Origin of the sequence: Pseudomonas sp. PDM25, from assembly GCF_019219045.1 — a bacterium.
Lineage (GTDB): Bacteria > Pseudomonadota > Gammaproteobacteria > Pseudomonadales > Pseudomonadaceae > Aquipseudomonas.
This window is the reverse complement of sequence record NZ_JAHUWL010000002.1, coordinates 137,795-160,581: the sequence shown is the minus strand read 5'-3', so window position 1 is coordinate 160,581 and position 22,787 is coordinate 137,795. Positions and strand designations below refer to the sequence as shown.

The following is a 22,787-nucleotide window of genomic DNA, read 5'->3' as shown; positions in this document are numbered from 1 at the left end:
CCTGCGGCCGCTTTGAAAATCCAGACTTCTAAAACAAAAACGGCGCAGCCCTTTTCAGGTGCTGCGCCGTTTTCTGCTATTAAATAGCTGTTTGTAATGGTGCGGACGGAGAGACTCGAACTCTCACACCTTGCGGCGCTGGAACCTAAATCCAGTGTGTCTACCAATTCCACCACATCCGCATCAAGCTTTTAAAGCAAAGGCGCCAGACTGTTAATCTGGCGCCTTTCTAAATATGGGGTGGACGAAGGGGATCGAACCCTCGACAACGGGAGTCACAATCCCGTGCTCTACCAACTGAGCTACGCCCACCATATTGCCATGTTGCGTTACTTGTGCCAAAGCTGCCTAATGGCGCACCCGGCAGGACTCGAACCTGCGACCATCCGCTTAGAAGGCGGATGCTCTATCCAGCTGAGCTACGGGCGCCTTGTTAATCTGTATTCTTGGACGATTACAAACTAAGTGCTTTCAGTCTCACCGAATTAAACATCAACTCTGCTCGACCTTCTTAACCAGTGCTAGGCTGTGCCCGACAAGTGCGACGAATGTTATAGGTGACCCTGAAGGTCGTCAACTCTTTTTTAAAAAAAATTCATTTAATTAAAGGGGTTAGGGGAATTTGCAGACCAAGCGCCTTTGCCCTCACCTCATGACATGCGAGAATGCGTTCTCTTTTTTTCCCCTCTCGATGGTTAATCACGCGCAATGACTGCACAACTAATCGACGGCAAATCGATCGCCGCCAGCCTGCGCCAGCAGATCGCCAAACGCGTCAACGAGCGTCGCCAGCAAGGTCTGCGCACGCCCGGCCTCGCGGTGATCCTGGTCGGCAGCGATCCCGCCTCTCAGGTTTATGTCTCGCACAAGCGTAAAGACTGTGAAGAGGTCGGCTTCATTTCCCAAGCCTACGACCTGCCTTCCGAAACCACTCAAGAAGCACTGACCGATCTGATCGATCGCCTGAACGACGACCCGGCAATTGACGGCGTTCTGCTTCAGCTTCCTTTACCTGAACACCTGGACGCCTCCAAATTGCTGGAGCGCATTCGTCCAGACAAGGACGTCGACGGTTTCCACCCTTATAACGTCGGTCGCCTCGCCCAGCGTATTCCGCTGCTGCGCCCGTGCACCCCTAAAGGCATCATGACGTTGCTGGAAAGCACCGGTGTCGATCTCTACGGGATGGACGCAGTGGTTGTCGGGGCCTCCAACATTGTTGGCCGCCCGATGGCAATGGAATTGCTGCTGGCCGGCTGCACCGTGACCGTCACCCACCGCTTCACCAAGGATCTGGCAGGCCACGTCGGTCGCGCCGATCTGGTTGTCGTCGCTGCCGGCAAGCCGGGCCTCGTCAAAGGCGAGTGGATCAAGGAAGGCGCGATCGTGATCGACGTTGGCATCAATCGCCAGGAAGACGGCAAACTGGTCGGTGACGTGATCTACGACACCGCCCTGCCCCGCGCCGGCTGGATCACCCCAGTCCCGGGTGGCGTTGGCCCGATGACTCGCGCTTGCCTGCTAGAAAATACATTGTACGCAGCAGAGACACTGCACAGCTGATTCCACCGGCAATCGAACACACAGGAAACCCCGCCATTGGCGGGGTTTCCTGTTTTCAGACGCAGCTCAAGTAATGCCCTCTTAAAGACTGCAGGTCAGAGAAGCAGCGAACAGCCCATACCGTCCTAGACTGATACTCGAAACATCCTCATAAACCGTAGACGCGAATCGGGAAGTACGCGCAAAGCCTGGAAGGCATCACGCATGAAACCTCCTAACCTGACTGGACATCCTTTTTTCGTTTTCTCTGGAAAACTGGCCGGCTTGCTTTACAGCCTCTGCTGCTACCTGTTTTTCCTGCTGACCGTTCTCTATCTGATCGGATTTCTCGCAGGTATCGGAGTCCCCAAAGATATCAATTCAGGACCCGGCATCACATGGCCTCTGGCGGTGCTGGTTGATGCCATTCTGATCACGTTGTTCGCCGTACAACACAGTGGCATGGCGCGAAAAAACTTCAAGCGATGGTGGATGAGGTTCATCCCCGCCACGCTCGAGCGCGCTACCTACGTACTTTCCAGTTGCCTGGTGCTCACCTTGTTGTTTGTGCTTTGGCAGCCTATCGCAACGCCCATCTGGAACGCCGAATCGCCGTGGGGCAAAGGGCTGCTCATCTCACTGTTCTGGCTAGGGTGGGGCATCGCGCTATTGGCAACCTTCCTGATCAGCCACTTTGAGCTATTCGGTGTGAAGCAAGCGCTTGATGCCTGGCGCAAGCGGATCCCCGAAAAGCCCACCTTCAAATCGCCATGGCTCTACAAACTTGTCCGCCATCCCTTGTACGCAGGCTTCCTGATTGCATTCTGGGCGACGCCCGAAATGACCGCCGGGCATCTTCTGTTTGCGATACTCAGTACCAGTTACATCCTGATCGGCGCGCATCTGGAAGAAAAAGACCTGGTCGATTCACTTGGAGAGGTATACCAGCGCTATCAGCAGGAGGTCGGAATGCTTGTGCCCAAGCGGAATCAGACCAAAGGGCGCTGAACACAAAACCCACCCACAATCTCTCAGGCACCCACATTGCCTGAGACTAAACCTGGCATAAGTATCTCCCTCCCACACCTTCACCTCATTTTTTTCATATAAAGCACTCGCCATACAGGCAGCTAGCGCTTTCGTAGCTCATACTCCTAAAATGCGTCGTTTTTAAAGAAACAACCCGTTACAAAACGGCTTATCCACACCTAACGAGTCTGCCAGCGTGAAAATCCGTCTTTCCATCCTGAGCCTATTTTTTGCATTTACAGGGACTTTCACCACGCCAATAGCCAACGCTGCCGACACCACTTCGGCACCGCGAGATACGTCATCACTGAAGATCGCCTCCGGCAGCGCATTGCTGATGGATCTGCAGACCAATAAAGTCATCTATGCCAGCAATCCTGACGTGGTGGTGCCAATCGCGTCCGTCAGCAAACTGATGACCGGCCTGGTCGTGGTTGAAGCCAGACAGAACATGGACGAATTCATCAACATCAACATCAGTGACACCCCGGAAATGAAAGGTGTGTTTTCCCGGGTCAAACTCAACAGCGAAATGCCGCGCAGGGAAATGCTGCTGATTGCCCTGATGTCCTCGGAAAACCGCGCTGCCGCGAGCCTGGCCCATCATTATCCGGGTGGCTACGTCGCGTTCATTGCCGCAATGAATGCCAAAGCGAAAGCACTGGGCATGACCAGCACGCACTTTGTCGAACCCACCGGCCTCTCCCCTCGCAACGTGTCCACGGCCCGCGACCTGAGCAAACTGCTGATCGCTGCGCACAAGTACCCACTGTTGACTGAGCTGAGTACGACCAAGGAAAAAACCGTCTCGTTCCGCAAACCCAACTACAGCCTGGGTTTCCGTAACACCGACCATTTGGTCAACAAGCCGAACTGGGACATCAAGCTGACGAAAACCGGCTTCACCAACGAGGCAGGTCACTGCCTGGTCCTGGTCACCAGCATGGGCAATCGCCCGGTTGCGCTGGTGATCCTCGACGCCTTTGGCAAGTACACGCATTTTGCCGATGCCAGCCGTATTCGCAGCTGGGTTGAAACCGGCAGGGGCACGAACGTGCCGTCTGTAGCCTTGCAGTACAAGTCCGACAAGAATCTCAAGCATCGTCAGAGTGGCGTGGTTGAAGCGTCAAAATAAGTAAACGACAAGCAAAAGAAAGCCCCGATTATTCGGGGCTTTTTTCGTCCGGCGTCAGTCATTGGGCAGCGGCATCTGGTCGTCATCCGGAATGCCGTCCCCGGCACTCGGATCTCTCGTGCGGTGGGGATGTTCCGTTGGCACTACCATCGGACGCGCCAAGGGATCCCTTAACGGATCGTTCGGGTCCATCACAGGGTCAACGCTCTCTTGTGGCGTGGTTGGAACGCTGTCCGGACGTTTGTCGTCAAAACTCGAATCGGTAGACATACGCACCTCACTCAGGCTCAGGGTTTCAGATTGGCAAGTGGATCGTAAGGCTTCGCGGGAGCCTTGGTATTGTCGCCCGGCTTCACATCCCTGGGCGCCTTGGCAGGTCCGATGGGGTCGACCTGAGGATCGGCGAGGTCTGGCGAATCGGGATCGAAGCCCAATTCATCACCCGAAGAATGCTCAGACGAATGTGGGCCGACAGGGGTAGTGGAATGTGCCATGGGCGCCTCCTTTGAGTCCGGCCCGGAAAAACCAAGCCCTTCTCCATTAGAGGTCGGCAAAGTGCAAGGGTGCCCGATAAATGACGAACGGACTTATTGCGCGTTCAGCGCTTTCTTCGCCGTGGCGGCTGCCTGCTCCTGACCTGCCTGGGCAAGGTCGCTCGCGGCCTTGAGCCATCGCTGTTGATCGACATTGGCCGGCAGTTGATTCGGCTTCTGAATCAGCACGGCCCAGCCACCGGCATCCTTGAGCGCCGATTCAAACGAACCGAAGCCCATCAACTCCCGATGATTCATGCCCGAGCGCAGCAGCACGGTCTGCTTCTGGCGGTTGTACCCGGCAAGAATGGCGTAACGCGGTTCAGCCCAGAACGCCGAGCCTTCCGTGAAACGCACCATCACCGGGTAACCGGCCGCAACCTGGGTCAACAGGGCAGGCAGATTGTTGTCGAGGGGATAGACGACCATGCCGTACTCGCGAGCGAGGTTTTGCATGTTCTGCTGCAACTGGGCTTCGGCACCCGGCAAATGCAACGGTTTTTCGAGCAAGCCTGGCGTAATCACAATGCCTTGCTGGGACAACATGCTGGCCAGCACTTGCGGCCCACTCTGATTCGCCACGCCACGGTAGAACGTACCACTGAGCTCGACTCGCTCCGGCAGGCGCTTGATTTCAGGTGCCACACTCCCCGCGCAGCCAGCCAGACCTGCTACGCAGCCAACGACAAGCACTAAAGATCGAACTCGAGAAAATACCCGCACCATTATTACTCTCTTGATTTGGACGCCAGGTATTCGCGCTCCCGGCTTGGCCGTCGATCATAGGACGCCGCGCGGCAACGGTATAGCCTTAACCGGCAGATGACGGGATTCGATAGAGCGAACTGATTGGTGACAGCCCACCTTTGGTCAATAGCCTGAAACACAGCAGCGACTAGACTGTCATTTGCAAAGAGTGTGTGCCCGCAGCAGGGCGAAGAGGAGGCACTGATGAGCCTGACAATGACCATTGTGATGTTGATTTCTGGCTGGCTGGCCGTTGCCGCCGCCATGTTATGGGGCGTCCTGCGCATTACCCGCCGGCACCATCATCCGGCTCAGTCGACGCCAGTGGCGAAACCCGATAAAACCGCAGAACAGCACGTTACCGCGCACTGACCGACACCCCTTGGGTCTCCAGACAAAAACGGCCGCCTGGGCTCTTTCGAGCGCAGGCGGCCGTTTCGTTTAGCGCCAGTTAAGCTTCGGCGGCTATTCGCTTCTGTTTCGCCCGTCGCGACATCATGTTCAAACCCTCGATCGTCGCCGAGAACGCCATGGCCGCATACACGTAGCCTTTCGGTACATGGGCGCCGAAGCCTTCGGCGATCAGCGTCATGCCGATCATGATCAGGAAGCCCAGCGCCAGCATCACCACCGTCGGGTTGTCGTTGATGAACTTGGCAAGGGGATCAGCCGCCAGCAACATCACCAGTACCGACACCACCACCGCGACGATCATGATCGGCAAATGCTCGGTCATGCCGACAGCGGTAATGATGCTGTCGATAGAGAACACCATGTCCAGCAGCAGGATCTGACCGATCGCGGCGGCAAAGCCCAGGGTCACGGTCGAGGTGGCCGACGTTGGATCTTCCGGCGCCGGGTCCATGCTGTGATGGATCTCGGTGGTGGCCTTCCACAACAGGAACAGGCCGCCGGCGATCAGGATCATGTCCTTCCAGGAGAACGTCTGGCCGAAGATATCGATCACAGGCTCAGTCAACTGGACGATGAACGCGATGGTGCTCAGCAGCGCCAGTCGCAGGATCAGCGCCATGCCGATACCAATGCGCCGCGCCTTCTGCCGGTGCTGCTCAGGCAGTTTGTTGGTCAGGATCGAAATGAAGATCAGGTTATCGATGCCGAGCACGATTTCCATGACGATCAACGTCGCCAGGGCGACCCAGGCGGTGGGGCTTGCAGCAAGTTCTAAAAGGTATTCCATGGGTCAGTCCTGACTCGTTTAAGACGGTTTAGATTTCCTGGGACGAAGATTCGGTTTTATCCGTTTCCTTGGCCGGTTGTTCTTTCTTGCTGATCAGCCCGCCAGTGGCATCACTGATTGCCTGTTCTGCGGCTTTGTGGGTGTCGTCGATCGCTTGTTTGGCGGTTTCGGCAGCCTTGTCCATCAGTTGCTGAGCGCTTTTTTCGGCCTGGTCACAACCGGCCAATACCAGTAAAGACGTGATCAGCAGTGCCGTGGTTTTAAGCTTCATGATGCTTTCCTCGATAGAACAGACAGGGCGAAAAGGCCACCCGTCGATAGCGGGGCATTCTAGGGAGGCAAACACTTCAGTAAAATTCGTATTTTTAGCGGTTATACTTCGGTTTTAACGAACCGTAGGTCGCCATGCTCAACTATCGACAGCTGCATTACTTCTGGGTGGTGGCCAAGACCGGCAGCATTGTGCGCGCCTGCGAGCAGCTGAACCTGACGCCGCAGACCATCAGCGGGCAGATTTCCCTGCTCGAACAAACCTATGGCATCGAGCTGTTTCGCCGAGTTGGCCGGCAGCTGGAACTCACCGAAGCCGGCCGTCAGACCCTGCCCTACGCCGAGCAAATGTTTCAGCTGGGCGGCGAACTGGAGCTGATGCTGCGGGCACAGCCCAACGAACAGCAGATTCTGTTTCGGGTTGGCGTGGCCGATGTGGTGCCCAAATCCATCGTCTATCGCCTGATCGCGCCGACCATGGAATTGAGCGAGCCGCTGCGCATCACCTGTCGCGAAGACAAACTTGAACGCCTGCTCGCCGACCTAGCGATCCAGCGGCTCGACCTGGTGATCTCCGACAGCCCGATGCCCTCGCACCTGGACATCAAGGGCTACAGCCAGAAACTCGGGGAATGCGGGATCAGCTTCTTCGCCACGGCTGAACTGGCGGCCCAATACGGTCAGGATTTCCCCCGCAGCCTGCACGGCGCACCGCTGCTGATTCCAGGGCCGGAGACCGTGGTGCGCAGTCGCTTGCAGCGCTGGTTTGCCGAGCAGCAGATCCAGCCGCGCATCGTCGGCGAGTTCGACGACAGCGCCTTGATGCAGGCTTTCGGCCAATCCGGCAGCGGGATATTCATCGGCCCGAGCGTGATTGCCGATGAAGTGATACGCCAATACGGCGTGGAATTGATTGGCCAGACCGACGCGGTGACCGAGTCGTTCTACGCCATTTCGGTGGAACGCAAGGTCAAGCACCCCGGCATTGTCGCCATTACCGAAGGTGCCCGACGCGAGCTGTTCACCGGGATGTGAGGTGTCAGGCGCAGACTTCGCGGGGCTTGAAGGTCATCAGCGCGATGGCCAGGAGGATCGAGGCGAGGATAAAAGCAGCCGCCGCGAAACCAAGACCTTGCAGGCCAACACCGTCGATGACCCTGCCGCCGATCATCGCGCCCAGGCCGATCCCGAGGTTAGCCCCGGCAATGTTCAGCGATGCCGCGAACGCCGGCGCTTCGGGTGCAGCCTTCATCAATCGCACGTGGCTGACCAGGAACAACGCTGCCTGAGTCACGCCCCAGATCCCCATCGCCGCTGCCAGACCCAGCGGCGAATGAATGTTCGGCACCAGCGCCACCAGGCCAGCGATCATGAACGCGCAGAACATCATCGAAGCCATCAACGGATGACGATCCACCGCGCGGCCGCCCAGCGAGTTGCCGATCAAGCCGACCGCGCCGAAGCCCATCAGGCACCAGCCGACCACCGTGCCGTTGAAACCGGCCAGGCGCTCAAGAATGTCCGCCAGGTAGGTGTAGGCGGTGAACATGCCGCTGAACACCAGGATCGACAGCAGCACATGCCCCACCATTAGCGGGCTGCGCAGGATCCTGAACTGCGAGCGGAAACTGACTTGATGCTGATGCAAATTGGTTTTCGGCAGGTAGATAAACAGCAGCAACGCCTTGGCAAACGCGATCACCGCGAGAATGCCGAAGGCACTGCGCCAGCCGAACGCATCGGAGATCAATGTGCCCACCGGAATGCCGAACACGGTGGCGCAGACAATTCCGAAACCGATCTTGGCGATGGCGCGACCGGCGTAGTCCGGGCCGACGATGTCCACCGCGGTTTCACTGGCCAGCGCCCAGAACACCGGCAGCCCCAACGCGGGGATCAACCGGGCGACGGACATCACCCAGATATTCGGCGCAAACGCCGCAAGGGTGTTGGCCAGACCGAACATGATCAGCACCGAGATGAACAATTTGCGGCGCTCAAACCTTGCGAAATAGGCGGTCAGGAACGGCCCGAATGCGGCAACCGTGAAGGCGAACAAAGTCACCAGCAAACCCGCCTGGGGGATGCTGACTTCAAGGTCTCGGGCGATCGCCGGCAACAGGCCGACGATGATGAATTCCGTGGTCAGCACCGTGAAACCGGCAGCGGACAACAGAAGGATGGGCAACAGCATGCAGAACTCCAGAAAACGACGACACCAGCGATAGCCCGAAGGCCCACTGGCATGACTTGAAAATGAGGATGGCGAATCTTAACAGAGTGTTTCCGATCAGGGTTGCACGAACCTGCCGATCTCGTTGACCCCGCGGGCGGCAGATCGTCACAGGTCTGAAGGATGAAGACTACGCTGTGATAAAGTCCGCGCCCTGCGATACGTACACCCTGTTCATCGGCCATTGATTGGCATTGATGTCGCGATACCCCCGCACCTAATAAAATCAGAGATGCCGTTTTATGACCGCTTCATCCCCTTCGCTATGGTTACGCCTGCAACGCTTGAGCCTGGTTACACAAATCATCATCGGCCTGATCGCCGGGATTGCCCTGGCCCTGTTCGCGCCGGAGGTGGCGAAGTCCACCGCATTCATCGGCAAAGTCTTCGTATCGGCGCTTAAAGCTGTCGCGCCGATTTTGGTGTTCGTGCTGGTCATGGCCTCGATTGCCAACCACAAGCACGGCCAGGAAACCCACATCCGGCCGATTCTGTTCCTGTATCTGCTGGGAACGTTTGCGGCGGCGGTGGTGGCCGTTGTCGCCAGTACGCTGTTCCCGTCGAGCCTGGTGTTGGCCACTCACGACGTTGCTGTCACCGCGCCAGGCGGTATCAGTGAAGTGTTGCAAAGTCTGCTGTTGAGCGTGGTCGACAACCCGGTCAGCGCACTGATGAATGCCAACTTCATCGGCATTCTGGCGTGGGCGATTGGCATGGGCGTTGCCATTCGCCATGCCGGTGACACCACTCGCGAAGTGCTCGGCGACTTGTCCAACGGCGTGACCCTGATCGTGCGTTTGGTGATTCGTTTTGCGCCGCTGGGCATTTTCGGCCTGGTGGCTTCGACCCTCGCCACCTCCGGTTTCGGCGCCTTGATCGGCTATGTGCATCTGCTGGCGGTGCTGCTGGGCTGCATGCTGTTTGTGGCGCTGGTGATGAACCCGGTCATCGTGTTCTGGAAGCTGCGTCGCAACCCGTATCCATTGGTGATCACGTGCTTGCGCGAAAGCGGCATCACTGCGTTTTTTACGCGCAGCTCGGCGGCGAACATTCCGGTCAATCTCGAATTGAGCAAGCGCCTGGGCCTGCACGAAGACACCTACTCGGTCTCGATCCCGCTGGGCGCGACCATCAACATGGCGGGCGCGGCGATCACCATTACCGTGCTGACCCTGGCGGCCGTGCATACGCTGGGCATCGCCGTGGACATTCCGACCGCCATCCTGCTGAGCATCGTCGCGGCGATCTGTGCCTGTGGCGCTTCGGGCGTGGCGGGCGGTTCGTTGCTGTTGATTCCACTGGCGTGCAGCCTGTTTGGCATCCCCAGTGAAATCGCCATGCAGGTGGTTGCCGTCGGGTTCATCATCGGCGTGCTGCAGGACTCGGCGGAAACCGCGCTGAACTCCTCCACAGACGTACTGTTCACCGCGGCGGCGTGCCTGGGTGAAGACGAGAAAGCCCAACGGTTGGCGTAACAATGTACTTGTAGGAGCACGGCTTGCCGGCGATGGCGTACTTGAGATCGCCATCGCCGGCAAGGGCTAGGCGCCCCCCAGCTCCTCCAGAGAGCCAACAAAAAGCCCGCCAAGGCGCGAACCTTGGCGGGCTTTTGTGTATCCGGGAGGTTTAGAACGCGCCCATGTAATCGCGCTTGCCCACTTCCACACCGTTGTGACGCAGCAGTGCGTAGGTGGTGGTGACGTGGAAGAAGAATTGCGGCAGACCGTAGCTCAACAGGTAAGCCTGGCCGGTAAAGCGCTTCTCTTTCGGCGTGCCCTGACGGGTGATGATTTCGATGCCTTCCTTGCCGTCGATCTGTTCCGGTTTGATCTCGCCGATGAAGGCCAGCACTTTGGCGATCAGCGCTTGCAGCTCGGCGAAGGTGGTTTCGGTGTCGTCGTACTTTGGCAGTTCAACTTCGGCCAGACGCGCGGAAACGCCCTTGGCGAAATCAACGGCGATCTGCACCTGACGGACCAGCGGGAACATGTCCGGGTACAGACGGGCTTGCAGGAAAGCATTCGGGTCGATGTTCTTGGCAGTGGCGTGGGCTTCGGCCTTGTTCAAAACGTCGCTCAGGGCGTTGAGCATTTGCTTGAAAACCGGAACGGAAGCGGCGTACAGAGAAATAGTCATGGCAGTCTCGTGTTGTGACAGGAGGGAAACGTGGGGCGATTATAGCCATGCACGGTCCCCTGCGGCGGCTCTTTTATCCGCAAGGGGAAACGTAGCGCAAGCTCTGAACGAGCTGCGCAAGTTAGCCCCCCGCCGGCATGAAAACCTCAAATTGATCAGTGTTTTTCTGCACTCGCCGACAGACCGGCCTTCGTTTGGGTGAACCGGTAAAACAGGTTGGGCTCGCTCACAATGTAAAGCTCGCCTTTATTGTCCATGGTCATGCCTTCGGCTTGCGGAAGCGTACGCTTGAGGTCACCCGCCAAGGCGCGCAGGGAGAGAATACTGACGAAGTTACCCTGCTGGTCCAGTTCGGTCAGGTTGCTGGACTCTTCGCTTAGCAACAGTAAGTGGCCGGTCCGAGGATCGTAGTAACCCTCGGAAAGGTCTTTGCTGAAAACGCCGCGGTCGACCCAGGACGTCAAGTCCTTGATACGGATCTGCATTCGGTTGCCAATGGAGCCGAGCATGCCGGTGATTGAGTACAGTTGCCGCGGATCACGCTCCTTGATGGCGAAGATGCGGTCATTGGCCGGGTCATAGGTCACACCTTCAAACCCCTTGTTATGCGCGCTGAGGTTGATCTCAATAGCGAGTGATTCGGTTTGATCCGCACGGATGGGTCCAGCGGTCTCCGGCAGGGTAAAAATGTGCAACCGCTGCTGCCGTTCATCAACGATGACCACCCGCCCTTTACCCATGTAAGCGATGCCTTCGGTGTCCTCGAAACCGATCAATGGGTAGCGTTCGATCAAATCGCCATCACGGGTCAGCGCCAGAATTTCCATAGGCACACCATTGGTGATACCCAGAATGCGGTCGTGATCAGGGTCATAGGCGAGACCGGACATATCAGTGATGCCCGGAATCGGTTTGCCTTCGACCGCGACCTTGTAGTCTGGCAGCCAGATATTTTTGTCTGGCGCCTGATTGCCATACCAGCTGTTATGCCAGTGCGCGTACAACTGCCCGGGCCAGCCAAAATGAACGAAAACCCCACCAACGCCGACCAGCGCGGCGATCAGAACAATTCCAGCCTTCCTTGCCTTGCTCATACTTTTTCTCGATCCCAGGTAAATCGATAGACATTCACGGGTTGTCGCGGATGGCATTGGCCGTTATCGGCATCGGCGCCGACGATCGACCATTGCGCTCGGGAGGTTTCGCCCAACTCACGCGCGGCCTGAGGATTGAAACACTGGCTCAACAGTTCGTCGGGGACCAAGGCATACGCCTTAGGGTGTTCGCGCAACCACAGTGCCGCCTGCTCGACTGTGGAGCCGACCATCCCGAAGTGCACGATCGGTTGTCGCGCGAACAGCCAATGGCCCTCGCGCCAATTGACCAACACCAGGTCGGCGCCGTGGGTCATGGTCGCCGCTTGCGCCATGATCGCTTCGTGAGGGTTGGGACCGTCCTTGATCGGTTCGATGAAACCGCGGGCAATCCAAAGCGCAAACCAGGTCACGACCAGCGCCTGGAATACCCGCCGACCGCGCGGACGCTGACTGAACCAGCGTTTGAGTAACCAGGGAATCAGCGGTGCAGCCACCAGCACCAGCCCGGGCAGCGCCGGGTAGATGTACAACTTGCGCTTGCCGCTGCTGATACAGAAAAACAGCACCACCAGCACGACCCAGCCCAGCAGCACCAGCACTCGGCCGTCGTGCTTGCGCAGTTGCCGGCGCCAGGCGGGCACCAGCCACGGCAATGCCAGCACCAGCGGCAGCCAATATTGCGGGATCACGTGAACGAAGAAATACCAGAACGGCTCGCGATGGTCCCAGGCGGCGGCATAGCGTCCCGCGGTCTGGCGCAGCAGAATCTCTCGCGCATAGGCGATCTCTTCAGCAGTGCCATTGAGCGCGATGGACAAGGCCAAAGGCAGTAACCAGATCGCGATGGCGCCCAGCATGACCAACAGTCCCAGCAGCCACTTGCGCGCCTCGCCCGGCATGGCCACCACACCGGGCCAACCTTTGCGCACCGCGTAGGCATACGGAATCAGCATCAGGGCCGGGACGAAGCCAACCCCTTTGGTGATCACACCAATGCCCATGGCGGCGCAGCCCAGGTAGAACCAGCGCCAGGCGGGCCCGAGCAACAGGTGCCGCGCCAGACCGTACATACCCACGGAGGTGAACAGAATCAAAAAGCTGTCGATCTGACCGGTCTGCAGGATGCTGTAGGTCTGATAGGTCGCCAGGTACAAGAGCGCCGCCATCCGGCCCGCACGTTGATGCCATAACCGGCGGCCAAGGTCATAAACCACGGCGGTGACCGTCACGGCCGATAGAAGACCCGGCAGGTACAGGGCGATGGAGGGTTTCCCGGTGAGCCAGGCGAAGAACGCCACCGTCCACATGAAAATCGGCGGTTTGTCGCCATAGATCTCTGCCGCACGGTGCGGAATCAGCCACGAGCCGTGCTGCAGCATCTCGAGCGCAACACCAAGGAATCGCTCCTCGTCGACATTCTGCGGCTGACGCAGTCCTAGTCCGGCACCGATCAAAACCAGGGCGAGTACCATCAAACCCAGGCATTCGACCCGGGGTGATAACGTTCTGCGCATGACTCAGTCCTTTAAGTGTTTGCTGCGAGCAATCAACTGCAAATTGCGCAGATAAACGATCGAGCCAAAGGCTTGACCGGCAATGAATACCGGGTCCTCCCGGTAAATGGCATAAGCGAGCAGCAGGGCGCTACCGACGATGCTCAGGTACCAGAAACTCACTGGAATCACGCTGCGTTTCTTGTATTCGCTGTAAAGCCACTGCAAGACGAAGCGACCGGTAAAGGCTATCTGGCCGGCGAAGCCGACCACCAGCCACAGGGTTTCACGGGAGAGATTCATCCTTCGATTTCCTGCGCAGTGGCGTTCAGGCGCGTGCGCCGGATCAGCCACCAGACGCCGATCAGGTCGAGAATGCCCACCAGGGCACGGTCCAGGTTGCCGTATTTGGAGACCCCGGCTGTGCGGTGACGGTGGTTGACCGGGTGAGTGATCATTCGGCCGTTATGGCGCTGGATCAGTGCAGGAATGTACCGATGCATATGATCGAAGTACGGCAGGCGCAGAAACGCCGCCCGCTCGATCAACTTCAATCCACACCCGGTGTCCGGTGTCTGGTCCTTGAGCATGCGGCTGCGCAATCCATTGGCAAACCGTGAGGCCCAGCGCTTGCTCGCGTTGTCGCGGCGGTTGACCCGGTGCCCGGCCACCAACTGAAGGCCGGCCAGCCCTTGTTCACCGCGCACCAGCGCTAACATCCCGGGGATGTCCGCAGGATCGTTCTGGCCATCGCCATCGAGCGTGGCCAGCCACTGCCCCTTGGCAGCCAGCGCTGCATGGTAAAGCGAGGTGCTTTGCCCAAGCGAACGCTCATGACGCAGGATCCGCAGCGTGTTCAGGCCATTATTTTTGATCTGCCGCAGTTCGTGCAAGGTGGCATCGGTACTGCCATCGTCCACGACGATGATTTCGTACGCCTCGTCGGCCAAGGCTGTGCGCACTTCTTCAATCAACGGCTTCAGGTTGTTTGCTTCATTTTTTGCAGGAATCAGTACAGATACAAAAATTTCATGACTCATAGGGTCCCCCCTTTAATCCTTGGTTTCTTATTATCAAGGGCGAACATTTCATCTCTGATAAAAGTGGCGATACCACTTCACAAATTCCGCTACACCCGCTTCCACCGTCACCTGAGGGTGGAAGTCGACCCATTGGGTCAATGCCGATACGTCAGCCCAAGTCTTGACCACATCGCCAGGCTGCAGTGGTAGAAAGTTGCGTTGCGCTTTGATCCCCAGCGTCGACTCCAGACAATCGACGAACTCCAGCAGTGCTACCGGCATGCCACGCCCGATATTGAAAATCCGGTTAACGCCGTCGCCCTCCCCGTCCGGGATCGGCGGCCGAAGGCGCAAACGGGCGACACTTTCGACAATGTCGTCGATGTAAGTGAAGTCGCGCGCCATCTGGCCGTGATTATAGATATCAATCGGCAAACCGTTGAGGATCGCTTCGGTGAACTTGAACAGCGCCATGTCGGGGCGCCCCCAAGGTCCGTAAACGGTAAAAAAGCGTAGGCCGCTGGCCCTCAGGCCATACAAATGACAGTAGCTGTGAGCCATCAACTCATTAGCACGTTTGCTGGCCGCGTACAGTGAAATGGGATGATCGACAGCGTCTTCAATACTGAACGGCATTTTGCTGTTGGTACCGTACACCGAGCTGCTTGATGCATAGATCAGGTGCTCGGGACGATAGTGACGGCAAGCTTCCAGCACATTCAGAAAACCCACCAGGTTCGATTGCGCGTAGACGTCCGGGTTGTCCAGCGAATAGCGAACACCCGCCTGGGCCGCCAGGTGCACAACCTCGGTAAAACGATGTTCGTTGAACAACGCCATCAGTGCTGGTTTGTCGACGATATCCAGGGTCTGAAAACGAAAGCCAGGCAAGGATGCAAGGTCGTTAAGCCGTGCACGCTTGAGTTCAACACTGTAATAGTCGTTGAGGTTGTCGATGCCGATGACTTCAAGGCCTTCCCGGCACAAACGCTTAACAGTGTGATACCCGATGAAGCCGGCGGCGCCAGTGACCAGAACAGTCATTGGGAGTTCGCGCCGATCAGCGCATTGTTCTTGGCCAATACCCACGTCAGCTTCATGCTTTGCTCCATAGTCCAGTCAATAAGGCTTGTATCGTCGATGGGAGAACTACCAGATGCCCGCAATCAGGCCCGCCAGCTCTCGGCATGCATACGTTGCTCGCTGGATTGTAAAAATAGCGTTAATTATTCATTTAGGTTTTGTGACGATAGCAAGAACGCGTGACGAATTCAGTTGCCATTGACACACGTCAATCTACAGTGCATGCCAGCAGGAGAAAAATTGACCCCGGGAAGGACGCAGAACCATGAGTACTGAGCAAGAGACGACGTTCGACGAGCCGCAGCTTAACAGCACGGAAATCCGGATACTGGGCTCGTTGATCGAGAAACAGGCCACCAGCCCGGAAACCTATCCGCTGACGCTCAATGCGCTGGTGATTGCCTGCAACCAGAAAACCAGCCGCGAGCCGGTGATGAACCTGACCCAGGGTCAGGTCGGCCAAAGTCTGCGCGCCCTCGAAGGTCGCGGCTTTACCAAACTGGTAATGGGCAGTCGTGCGGATCGCTGGGAACACAAAGTCGACAAGGCACTGGAACTGGTGCCCGCTCAAGTGATTTTGACGGGGCTGTTATTCCTTCGCGGCCCACAAACGGTCAATGAACTGCTGACCCGCAGCGGCCGCATGCATGACTTTGAAGATGCCGAACAGGTGGTGCATCAACTGGAACGGCTGATTGCTCGCGATCTGGCACTGCTTATTCCGCGCCAGGCCGGTCAGCGGGAAGACCGCTACATGCACGCCTTGGGCGACCCGGCGGACATCGAAGTGATCCTGGCGGCAAGGCAGAACCCGGCCGAACGTGGCGCGGGTGGCGGCGTATCGGTTGAACGGATCGAAGAGCTTGAGGCGCGAATTGCGGCGCTGGAAGAGCGACTGGCCCGCCTCGAATAAACAACACGGTCTATGTAGCAGCTGTCGAGCCTGCGAGGCTGTGGTTATTCGCCGTCCCAATAATCCACGCCGTCGGCCGGCCGGGCGATGGCGACGAAGCCCGAGGCATTGCCCTCGGCATCGACCTTGAAGTCGTCCATCACCGCATACTTGCCGGAATCCGGGTACTCGCAAATCTCGGGTGATTGTTGGGTGCTGACTGCCAGGTAGCGCAGCTCAGCGTTGCTGGTGTTGATGATCTGGTGCGCGGCTTCAGGGCCGCCCGGAGGGCAGGCAATGACATCACCGGCGCGAACGGGAAAGCGCTCGGCGCCCAAGCGAATCTCCCCTTCCCCGGCCACGATGTAAAACATTTCCTCATTGACCCGATGACTGTGAAACGGGCTGCCACGCATCCCCGGTTCCAGCGCGTACAGGCGATAACCCAGCTTCTGCGCGCCAAGTTGCTGGCCGATGCGCGCCTGCCGTTGCCGATAGCGGTCGGCGGTGTCTCCCGTCGGGGCAAACGCTTCGGGCAGCGGCTCAAGTTCGGCCTGATCCAGATTAAGAATGGCAGGATGCATGAGTCACCTCAGTCACGGTTTCGCTTATTGGGCAGCAGGAGAGCCATGGCCACTGCGGGCAAATTCCACGGCGTTGTGAAACTGCTCATCGGTCGGCCGCACGCCGGTGTACAGCACGAACTGCTCCAGCGCCTGGATCGCGATCACTTCCAGCCCGGTGATCACTCGCTTGCCTTCAGCACGAGCGCGCACAATCAACGGTGTTTCCGAGGGGACTGCCACGACATCGAAGACAGTCTGGGCAGCAGCGATGGTTTCAGCATCGAACGCCAACTGATCGGCCTCAGGGCCGTTCATGCCAATCGGTGTGACGTTGATCAACATCTGCGGCCGCTCCGAGCCCAGCTCCGCTTGCCATCGATAGCCCAGCGATTCGGCCAACGCCCGTCCGGCACGCTCGTTGCGGGCAACAATCAGGCCATTTTTGTAGCCGCCATCACGCAAGGCACTCGCCACCGCCTTGGCCATGCCGCCGCTGCCGCGCAGGGCAAAGGTCAATTCCTTCGGCACCTGGTGGGTGTCAAGCAACTGGGCGATCGCGATGTAGTCGGTGTTGTAAGCCTTGAGATGGCCATTAGTGTTAACAATGGTGTTGATCGATTGAATGGCCGCAGCGGAGGGGTCCAGTTCATCGACCAGCGCAATGCACGCCTCCTTGAACGGCATCGACACGCCGCAACCTCGAATCCCCAAGGCGCGAATGCCGCCAACGGCGCCGGGCAAATCCTGACTGCTGAAGGCCTTGTAGTAAAAATTCAGGTTCAGTTGCTCATACAGATGATTGTGAAACCGCAGGCCGAAGTTCCCGGGACGTGCGGAAAGCGACATGCACAGCTGGGTGTCTCTGTCGGGGTTCATCTGCATGAAAAATCTCCTTCAATAGCACTTTCGGATGGACGGGATTAGCCAATCCATCGGGTCTGATCGATCATAACGGTGTGTCTGCACGTGGCCTCACTGAACCGTAAAGAAGCGAGTACAGACCTTACACAAAATTTACCCAATGGCTGTGCTGATTTTGGAAAAAAAGCTGTCTTAGAAGTATCCCCGCGACAATCCTTGGGTCTATTGCAGACACAAGCGCCGGGGCGAAGAACCGAGGAACTATCATGATCCGTAAAATCCCCACAGTAGCCTTGCTGATCGGTGCGCTTGCTATCGCAGGGCAGGCAGAAGCTGGCGGCGGTCACGGCGGTCACGGTTGGGAAGGACCGGCGGTATTTGGTGCGATCGTGGGCTCGGCCATCGTCGGTTCAGCCCTCATCAACAGCAATCGCCCGGTCTATGTACAGCAACCGGTTTACGTTCAGCCACAACCGGTTTACTACGGCCCGCCACCGGTTTATTACCAGCCGGCACCGGTCTACGTGCAGCAACCGGTCTATTACGGCCCACCGCCAGTTTATTACGGCCCACCACGTGGTTATTACGGTCCACCGCGCGGCTACTACGGCCCTCCCCACGGTTATGGCCGTTGGTAACGGAATCATCAGGCCTCGCCTCAATAGCGGGGCCTTTTTTGTGACCGTCCGTCGGCAGAGGTCTGGATAAATCTCGCCAAGGTCGCTGTCGGGACAGTCTTTGCGGCACAAGTTGGCAAGATTGACTCGCCATCCTTTCCCCGCTTTGGGGAAAACGGTCATATTTATGTCATGTCGGGTCCGCACTCTTGGATCTGTCCGTTAACACAGGTTGATAAAAACAAGGACGACGTTATGCCCACGCAAAACCCGCACCGAGTTGTCGGCTTGTGCACTTCCAGCAAGGTGTACAACGCATTGACCGAACTCAAGCACCTGGAAGGCCATCGCAGCGCCAAGTTTCTTTCGCTGCTGGCAGAAAACCTGGTGCGAAAAGGCCTGCTCAACGAGCAGGAAGTGGTTCATATGCTGGACTTGGTGGTCGACTGAACCGATGACTCATTGGCATCAATGACGACTATCGAAAGCGTTGATTGTCCGTTCAAGCGTCCGTTCCGTAAGGTGGCTCCATCGATTGATGGAGGTACTTATGTCCCAGGTTCAGATCATGTCCGTTATCGGCAGTGCCGTTCCCGCACCGCTCAGAGAGCTAGGATTGCTCGCCTGTTGGTATCTGGTGCAGGACGGCGAACCGATCAGCGGTCCGCTCACCTCGCTGCCAGCCGCCCAGGCACTGTCGCAACGCATCGGCCGAGGCCAACTCAGCGCTTAAGGCAGCTGCACCCGCGGCTTGGTTTCGATGAAAATTGCCCAACTCGACATGAACAGCGCAGCGATCAGCGGCCCGATCACAAAGCCATTGAGGCCGAAGATCGCCAGACCGCCAAGGGTCGAGATCAGGATCAGGTAGTCCGGCATCTTGGTATCCTTGCCCACCAGGATCGGTCGCAGCACGTTATCCACCAGGCCGATCACAAAAATCCCGAACAGCACCAGCACCACGCCCTGCCAGATCGCTCCGGTGAACAGGAAAAACGCCGCCACCGGCGCCCAGACAATCCCCGCCCCCACCGCTGGCAACAGCGACAGAAACGCCATCAGCACCGCCCAGAGCAACGCGCTCGGAATATCCAGAAACCAGAAAATCAAACCGCCCAATGCGCCCTGCGTGATCGCCACCAGCAGGTTGCCCTTCACTGTCGCTCGAACCACACGATTGAACTTGAGTTGCAAACGGCGTTTCTGGTGCTCCTGCAGCGGCACGGCGGCGCGCACTTTGCGGGCCAGTTCGGCGCCGTCCCGCAGAAAGAAGAACAACAGGTAGAGCATGATGAAAAAGCTCACCACGAAATCGAACGTACCCTGACCAAAACTGAAGGCTTTGTTGGCAATGAACTCATTGCCTGTCACCGCACTTTTGATGATTTTCTCCCGCAGCCCGTCCAGTTCGCCTACCCCGGCCCGATCGAGCAAGTGCTGGAAGTACGGCGGCAGGCTGTGTTTGAAATGCGTCACGTACCCGGCAATGTCCAGTTCGCCACTTTCGATGCGGTGGTAGACCGAGGCCCCTTCTTGAATCAGCAAGATACTGAGGACAATCACCGGCAGAATCGCGATCAACAGACAGATGCTCAGGGTGAGCAGCGACGTCAGATTGCGTTCCCAGCCGAACTTCAGTTGCAGTCGTCGGTGCAGGGGCGCGAAGAGGATGCCGAGGATCACCGCCCAGAACACCGCGCCGTAAAACGGCAGCAAAATCCAAATGAAGGCAGCGGTGACCAGCCCCAGCAAGATCACCAGTGATTTGTTTTGTACTGTCTCTTCGTTCATGTCCGATCCATGTCAGTCCGCAAGGACACAATGTTGCGTCCTGATGCTTAGTCCGCCACGGTTCGCGCGAGTGCCATCCGTTTGTTCATCAAGCATAGATCCAGATCAATGAACCTCGCGGGCAAGCCGCTTACTCTCGGCGGCTTTTGTGACCGACTCTGCCATGACTCTCCTGCCTCCAGAACTGCTCGCCCCCGCCGGCACCCTGAAAAACATGCGATATGCCTTCGCCTACGGCGCCGATGCGGTGTACGCCGGTCAACCGCGCTACAGCCTGCGGGTGCGCAACAACGAATTCGATCACGCCAATCTGGCCCTCGGCATTCACGAGGCCCAGGCCCAAGGCAAGCGCTTCTACGTGGTGGTGAACATCGCCCCGCACAACGCCAAGCTAAAAACCTTCCTCAAAGACCTGGCGCCGGTCATTGCCATGGCGCCGGACGCGCTGATCATGTCCGACCCGGGGTTGATCATGCTGGTGCGCCGGCATTATCCGCAGATGCCGATTCACCTGTCGGTACAGGCCAACACGGTGAACTGGGCCAGTGTCGAGTTCTGGCAGCAACAAGGTTTGAGCCGGATCATCCTGTCGCGGGAGCTGTCCCTGGAAGAAATCGCCGAAATCCGCGAACAAGTCCCGGCGATGGAGCTGGAGGTGTTCGTCCACGGCGCCTTGTGCATGGCCTATTCCGGTCGCTGCCTGTTGTCGGGTTACATGAACAAGCGCGATGCCAATCAGGGCAGTTGCACCAACGCCTGTCGCTGGAAATATTCGGCGCAAGAGGCCACTGAAAACCAGCTCGGCGAAATCGTGCAGACCTTCCAGCCCGAACCGACCCTGGGCATCGGCGCCCCGACCGATCAGGTGTTCCTGTTGCAGGAAGCCAATCGGCCCGATGAACTGATGCCGGCCTTCGAAGACGAACACGGCACTTACATCATGAACGCCAAGGATTTGCGCGCGGTGCAGCATGTCGAGCGCCTGACGCAGATGGGCGTGCACTCACTGAAAATCGAGGGCCGGACCAAATCCCATTTTTATTGCGCACGCACCACTCAGGTTTACCGTCGGGCGATCGACGACGCGATGGCCGGTCGCGAGTTCGACCGCAGTCTGATGCTGGACCTGGAATCACTCGCCCAGCGCGGCTACACCGAAGGTTTTCTGCGACGGCACGTGCATGACGAATACCAGAACTACCAGCACGGCAGTTCGGTGTCGGAGCGGCAGCAGTTTGTCGGCGAGCTGACCGGCGCGCGGCGTGACCGGATGGCGGAGGTCAAGGTGAAGAATCGATTTGGTTTGGGCGACCACATGGAACTGATGACGCCCAAGGGCAACTTCCAATTCGACTTGCATCAACTGCAAAACGTCAGGGGCGAGCCTATCGAAGTGGCGCCGGGGGATGGGCATACGGTGTACCTGCCGATTCCGGATGCGGTGGATTTGCAGTTTGGGTTGTTGATGCGGGATGTCAGCGTCACATGATCATCAAGAACGCCCCCCACTGTGGGAGCGAGCCTGCTCGCGATGACGGAATCACAGCCAACATTATTGTTGAATGTTAAACCACTATCGCGAACAGGCTCGCTCCCACAGGTAAGCCGTTACGTGAACTCCTCGCGCAACATCCCCACAAACGCCTCTCGCGCCGGGTGAACCCCGGCGTTTTCATGCCAGTAAAACAGATTGTCGATCGCCATCAGTTCGGGGAACTCATACCCTGCGCAACCCGCCCCTTTGGCGTACTGATCAAACACGCCTTTTGGCACCAGCGCGACACCCGCCCCGGCACTGACACAGCCGACAATCGCCCCGTAACTGGCCAGGCTGACAATCGGCAACGCCTGCCCCTGCCGCAGCAACCAATGTTCCAGCGCCGCCCGGTAGGGACAGCCCTGAGGCCACATGAACACGGTCTTGTCCTGCAAATCCGCGATGTCACGCACCGGCCCCAGGGACGTCGAGGCGATCAACAACAGCTCCTCGCGGTACATCGGCGTGCGCTTGAGGTGTGAGCGCTCGACATCCACGGCGACGATCGCGCCGTCGAGCCGGTGATTGAGCGTGTCGTCGAGCAATTGGCTCCAGGTGCCGGTGGTCAGCTCCAGTGCCACCGCCGGGAAACGCTTGTGGAATTTCGCCAGCAACCGCGGCAATCGACCGGTCGCCGACGACTCGATGGCGCCAATGCGCAACGGCCCGGACGGCTCGGCCGAAGGGTCCACCGCGCGCTTGGCTTCCGCCGTCAGGGCGAGAATTTTCGAGGCATAAGCCAGAAAGGTCTGCCCCGCCGGGCTGATTCGCAGCCCTCGGCCCTCGCGTAGAAACAGCGCGACACCCAGCTCCGTTTCCAGGGACTTGATCCGTGCCGTGATGTTCGACGGCACGCAATGCAATAGCTCGGCTGCCCGAGCGATACTGCCGACCTCGGCGACGGTCTTGAACATGCGTATCTGTGCCAGCTCCATACATCACCAAAAGTGAAGAGTTGACGTACTATAAGTCAGTTGTGGAGAACATTCAGGCTTCTGATAC

Annotated in this window: 26 protein-coding genes, 3 tRNA genes and 1 pseudogene; 11 read left to right on the top strand and 19 right to left on the bottom strand. The window is 58.1% G+C overall.

The genetic code is table 11. From position 1 onward, the window contains the following. Positions 1-97 precede the first annotated feature (97 nt). The 3 genes from KW848_RS03215 to KW848_RS03205 all read right to left on the bottom strand — a co-directional run bounded on the left by KW848_RS03215 (position 98) and on the right by KW848_RS03205 (position 429). Positions 98-182 (bottom strand) — tRNA-Leu (locus KW848_RS03215). A 54-nt stretch (positions 183-236) separates the two neighbouring features. Continuing rightward, positions 237-312, bottom strand: a tRNA-His gene (locus tag KW848_RS03210). Positions 313-352: 40 nt separating this feature from the next. Further along, positions 353-429 (bottom strand) — tRNA-Arg (locus tag KW848_RS03205). 279 nt (positions 430-708) lie between these two features. Here KW848_RS03205 and folD point away from each other — a divergent pair. The 3 genes from folD to pbpG all read left to right on the top strand — a co-directional run bounded on the left by folD (position 709) and on the right by pbpG (position 3,706). Then, the gene (gene folD, locus KW848_RS03200; RefSeq protein ID WP_008148421.1) at positions 709-1,563 is read left to right on the top strand and encodes a bifunctional methylenetetrahydrofolate dehydrogenase/methenyltetrahydrofolate cyclohydrolase FolD; all 855 of its coding nucleotides are present in this window, start codon (positions 709-711) and stop codon (positions 1,561-1,563) included. Positions 1,564-1,767: 204 nt separating this feature from the next. Continuing rightward, on the top strand, positions 1,768-2,550 hold the full coding sequence (gene mddA, locus KW848_RS03195) for a methanethiol S-methyltransferase (RefSeq protein WP_192410466.1): 783 nt from the start codon (positions 1,768-1,770) through the stop codon (positions 2,548-2,550). A gap of 217 nt (positions 2,551-2,767) precedes the next feature. After that, the gene (gene pbpG, locus KW848_RS03190) at positions 2,768-3,706 is read left to right on the top strand and encodes a D-alanyl-D-alanine endopeptidase (protein ID WP_192410465.1); all 939 of its coding nucleotides are present in this window, start codon (positions 2,768-2,770) and stop codon (positions 3,704-3,706) included. Positions 3,707-3,760: 54 nt separating this feature from the next. On the opposite strand, the gene KW848_RS03185 is transcribed toward pbpG, so the two are convergent. The 3 genes and pseudogenes from KW848_RS03185 to KW848_RS03175 form a co-directional block, all read right to left on the bottom strand. Next, the gene (locus KW848_RS03185) at positions 3,761-3,976 is read right to left on the bottom strand and encodes a hypothetical protein (protein WP_111449085.1); all 216 of its coding nucleotides are present in this window, start codon (positions 3,974-3,976) and stop codon (positions 3,761-3,763) included. A gap of 17 nt (positions 3,977-3,993) precedes the next feature. After that, positions 3,994-4,200: a DUF6021 family protein gene (locus tag KW848_RS03180; protein WP_008148414.1), complete on the bottom strand. Its 207-nt coding sequence runs from the start codon at positions 4,198-4,200 to the stop codon at positions 3,994-3,996. A 93-nt stretch (positions 4,201-4,293) separates the two neighbouring features. Next, positions 4,294-5,023: pseudogene (locus KW848_RS03175) on the bottom strand (peptidase C39 family protein). A 167-nt stretch (positions 5,024-5,190) separates the two neighbouring features. On the opposite strand from KW848_RS03175, the gene KW848_RS03170 reads away from it, so the two are divergent. Continuing rightward, positions 5,191-5,358, top strand: coding sequence for a hypothetical protein (locus KW848_RS03170; RefSeq protein WP_218535674.1), 168 nt, complete (start codon positions 5,191-5,193; stop codon positions 5,356-5,358). 79 nt (positions 5,359-5,437) lie between these two features. On the opposite strand, the gene KW848_RS03165 is transcribed toward KW848_RS03170, so the two are convergent. Together KW848_RS03165 and KW848_RS03160 are read right to left on the bottom strand one after the other, a co-directional pair. Continuing rightward, positions 5,438-6,187 (bottom strand): TerC family protein, encoded by a 750-nt coding sequence (locus KW848_RS03165; RefSeq protein ID WP_218535672.1) that lies wholly within the window; start codon positions 6,185-6,187, stop codon positions 5,438-5,440. A gap of 28 nt (positions 6,188-6,215) precedes the next feature. Then, positions 6,216-6,458: a hypothetical protein gene (locus KW848_RS03160; protein ID WP_218535669.1), complete on the bottom strand. Its 243-nt coding sequence runs from the start codon at positions 6,456-6,458 to the stop codon at positions 6,216-6,218. Positions 6,459-6,592: 134 nt separating this feature from the next. Here KW848_RS03160 and nhaR point away from each other — a divergent pair, with 134 nt between their 5' ends. Continuing rightward, positions 6,593-7,492 (top strand): transcriptional activator NhaR, encoded by a 900-nt coding sequence (nhaR, locus tag KW848_RS03155; protein WP_192410462.1) that lies wholly within the window; start codon positions 6,593-6,595, stop codon positions 7,490-7,492. A gap of 4 nt (positions 7,493-7,496) precedes the next feature. On the opposite strand, the gene KW848_RS03150 is transcribed toward nhaR, so the two are convergent. Next, on the bottom strand, positions 7,497-8,651 hold the full coding sequence (locus KW848_RS03150) for an MFS transporter (protein ID WP_218535667.1): 1,155 nt from the start codon (positions 8,649-8,651) through the stop codon (positions 7,497-7,499). 281 nt (positions 8,652-8,932) lie between these two features. Between KW848_RS03150 and sstT the strand changes: the two genes are divergently transcribed. Next, a complete protein-coding gene (gene sstT, locus KW848_RS03145) occupies positions 8,933-10,165 on the top strand; it encodes a serine/threonine transporter SstT (protein WP_218535664.1) in 1,233 nt (410 codons plus the stop codon). Positions 10,166-10,316: 151 nt separating this feature from the next. Here the strand turns inward: sstT and KW848_RS03140 are convergent, their stop codons facing one another. The 6 genes from KW848_RS03140 to KW848_RS03115 form a co-directional block, all read right to left on the bottom strand. After that, positions 10,317-10,826, bottom strand: a complete 510-nt coding sequence (locus tag KW848_RS03140; protein ID WP_008148402.1) for a DUF1993 family protein — start codon at positions 10,824-10,826, stop codon at positions 10,317-10,319. 155 nt (positions 10,827-10,981) lie between these two features. Then, positions 10,982-11,920 carry an SdiA-regulated domain-containing protein gene (locus KW848_RS03135; RefSeq protein ID WP_111449091.1) on the bottom strand — a complete coding sequence of 313 codons (939 nt, stop codon included), beginning with the start codon at positions 11,918-11,920 and terminating at the stop codon, positions 10,982-10,984. Continuing rightward, positions 11,917-13,437, bottom strand: a complete 1,521-nt coding sequence (locus KW848_RS03130; RefSeq protein ID WP_218535661.1) for a glycosyltransferase family 39 protein — start codon at positions 13,435-13,437, stop codon at positions 11,917-11,919. The genes KW848_RS03135 and KW848_RS03130 overlap by 4 nt, the downstream gene beginning before the upstream one ends. 3 nt (positions 13,438-13,440) lie before the next feature. Continuing rightward, on the bottom strand, positions 13,441-13,719 hold the full coding sequence (locus tag KW848_RS03125; protein ID WP_008148397.1) for a lipid-A-disaccharide synthase N-terminal domain-containing protein: 279 nt from the start codon (positions 13,717-13,719) through the stop codon (positions 13,441-13,443). Next, entirely contained in the window at positions 13,716-14,456 is a 741-nt protein-coding gene (locus KW848_RS03120; RefSeq protein ID WP_218535659.1) for a glycosyltransferase family 2 protein, read from the bottom strand. Before KW848_RS03120 ends, KW848_RS03125 begins: the two co-directional genes overlap by 4 nt. 48 nt (positions 14,457-14,504) lie before the next feature. Then, complete coding sequence (locus tag KW848_RS03115; RefSeq protein ID WP_111449094.1) at positions 14,505-15,482, bottom strand: NAD-dependent epimerase; 978 nt, start codon at positions 15,480-15,482, stop codon at positions 14,505-14,507. 304 nt (positions 15,483-15,786) lie between these two features. Between KW848_RS03115 and KW848_RS03110 the strand changes: the two genes are divergently transcribed. After that, positions 15,787-16,434, top strand: coding sequence for a YceH family protein (locus KW848_RS03110; protein WP_218535656.1), 648 nt, complete (start codon positions 15,787-15,789; stop codon positions 16,432-16,434). A gap of 44 nt (positions 16,435-16,478) precedes the next feature. On the opposite strand, the gene KW848_RS03105 is transcribed toward KW848_RS03110, so the two are convergent. Both KW848_RS03105 and KW848_RS03100 read right to left on the bottom strand, forming a co-directional pair. Beyond that, on the bottom strand, positions 16,479-16,997 hold the full coding sequence (locus KW848_RS03105) for a cupin domain-containing protein (RefSeq protein WP_111449096.1): 519 nt from the start codon (positions 16,995-16,997) through the stop codon (positions 16,479-16,481). A 24-nt stretch (positions 16,998-17,021) separates the two neighbouring features. Next, positions 17,022-17,861: a shikimate 5-dehydrogenase gene (locus tag KW848_RS03100; RefSeq protein ID WP_218535654.1), complete on the bottom strand. Its 840-nt coding sequence runs from the start codon at positions 17,859-17,861 to the stop codon at positions 17,022-17,024. Between the two features lie 245 nt (positions 17,862-18,106). Between KW848_RS03100 and KW848_RS03095 the strand changes: the two genes are divergently transcribed. The 3 genes from KW848_RS03095 (at position 18,107) to KW848_RS03085 (ending at position 19,190) form a co-directional block, all read left to right on the top strand. Then, positions 18,107-18,478 (top strand): hypothetical protein, encoded by a 372-nt coding sequence (locus KW848_RS03095; RefSeq protein WP_111449098.1) that lies wholly within the window; start codon positions 18,107-18,109, stop codon positions 18,476-18,478. A gap of 234 nt (positions 18,479-18,712) precedes the next feature. Next, positions 18,713-18,907 (top strand): hypothetical protein, encoded by a 195-nt coding sequence (locus tag KW848_RS03090; RefSeq protein WP_111449099.1) that lies wholly within the window; start codon positions 18,713-18,715, stop codon positions 18,905-18,907. 100 nt (positions 18,908-19,007) lie between these two features. Next, positions 19,008-19,190 carry a hypothetical protein gene (locus KW848_RS03085; protein WP_111449100.1) on the top strand — a complete coding sequence of 61 codons (183 nt, stop codon included), beginning with the start codon at positions 19,008-19,010 and terminating at the stop codon, positions 19,188-19,190. Here KW848_RS03085 and KW848_RS03080 read toward each other — a convergent pair. Beyond that, positions 19,187-20,248 (bottom strand): AI-2E family transporter, encoded by a 1,062-nt coding sequence (locus KW848_RS03080; RefSeq protein WP_218535652.1) that lies wholly within the window; start codon positions 20,246-20,248, stop codon positions 19,187-19,189. The genes KW848_RS03085 and KW848_RS03080 overlap by 4 nt on opposite strands. Before the next feature lie 163 nt (positions 20,249-20,411). On the opposite strand from KW848_RS03080, the gene yegQ reads away from it, so the two are divergent. Then, positions 20,412-21,737: a tRNA 5-hydroxyuridine modification protein YegQ gene (gene yegQ / locus KW848_RS03075; RefSeq protein WP_218535650.1), complete on the top strand. Its 1,326-nt coding sequence runs from the start codon at positions 20,412-20,414 to the stop codon at positions 21,735-21,737. A 119-nt stretch (positions 21,738-21,856) separates the two neighbouring features. On the opposite strand, the gene KW848_RS03070 is transcribed toward yegQ, so the two are convergent. Continuing rightward, positions 21,857-22,720, bottom strand: a complete 864-nt coding sequence (locus tag KW848_RS03070) for a LysR substrate-binding domain-containing protein (RefSeq protein WP_218535648.1) — start codon at positions 22,718-22,720, stop codon at positions 21,857-21,859. Positions 22,721-22,787: the final 67 nt, after the last annotated feature.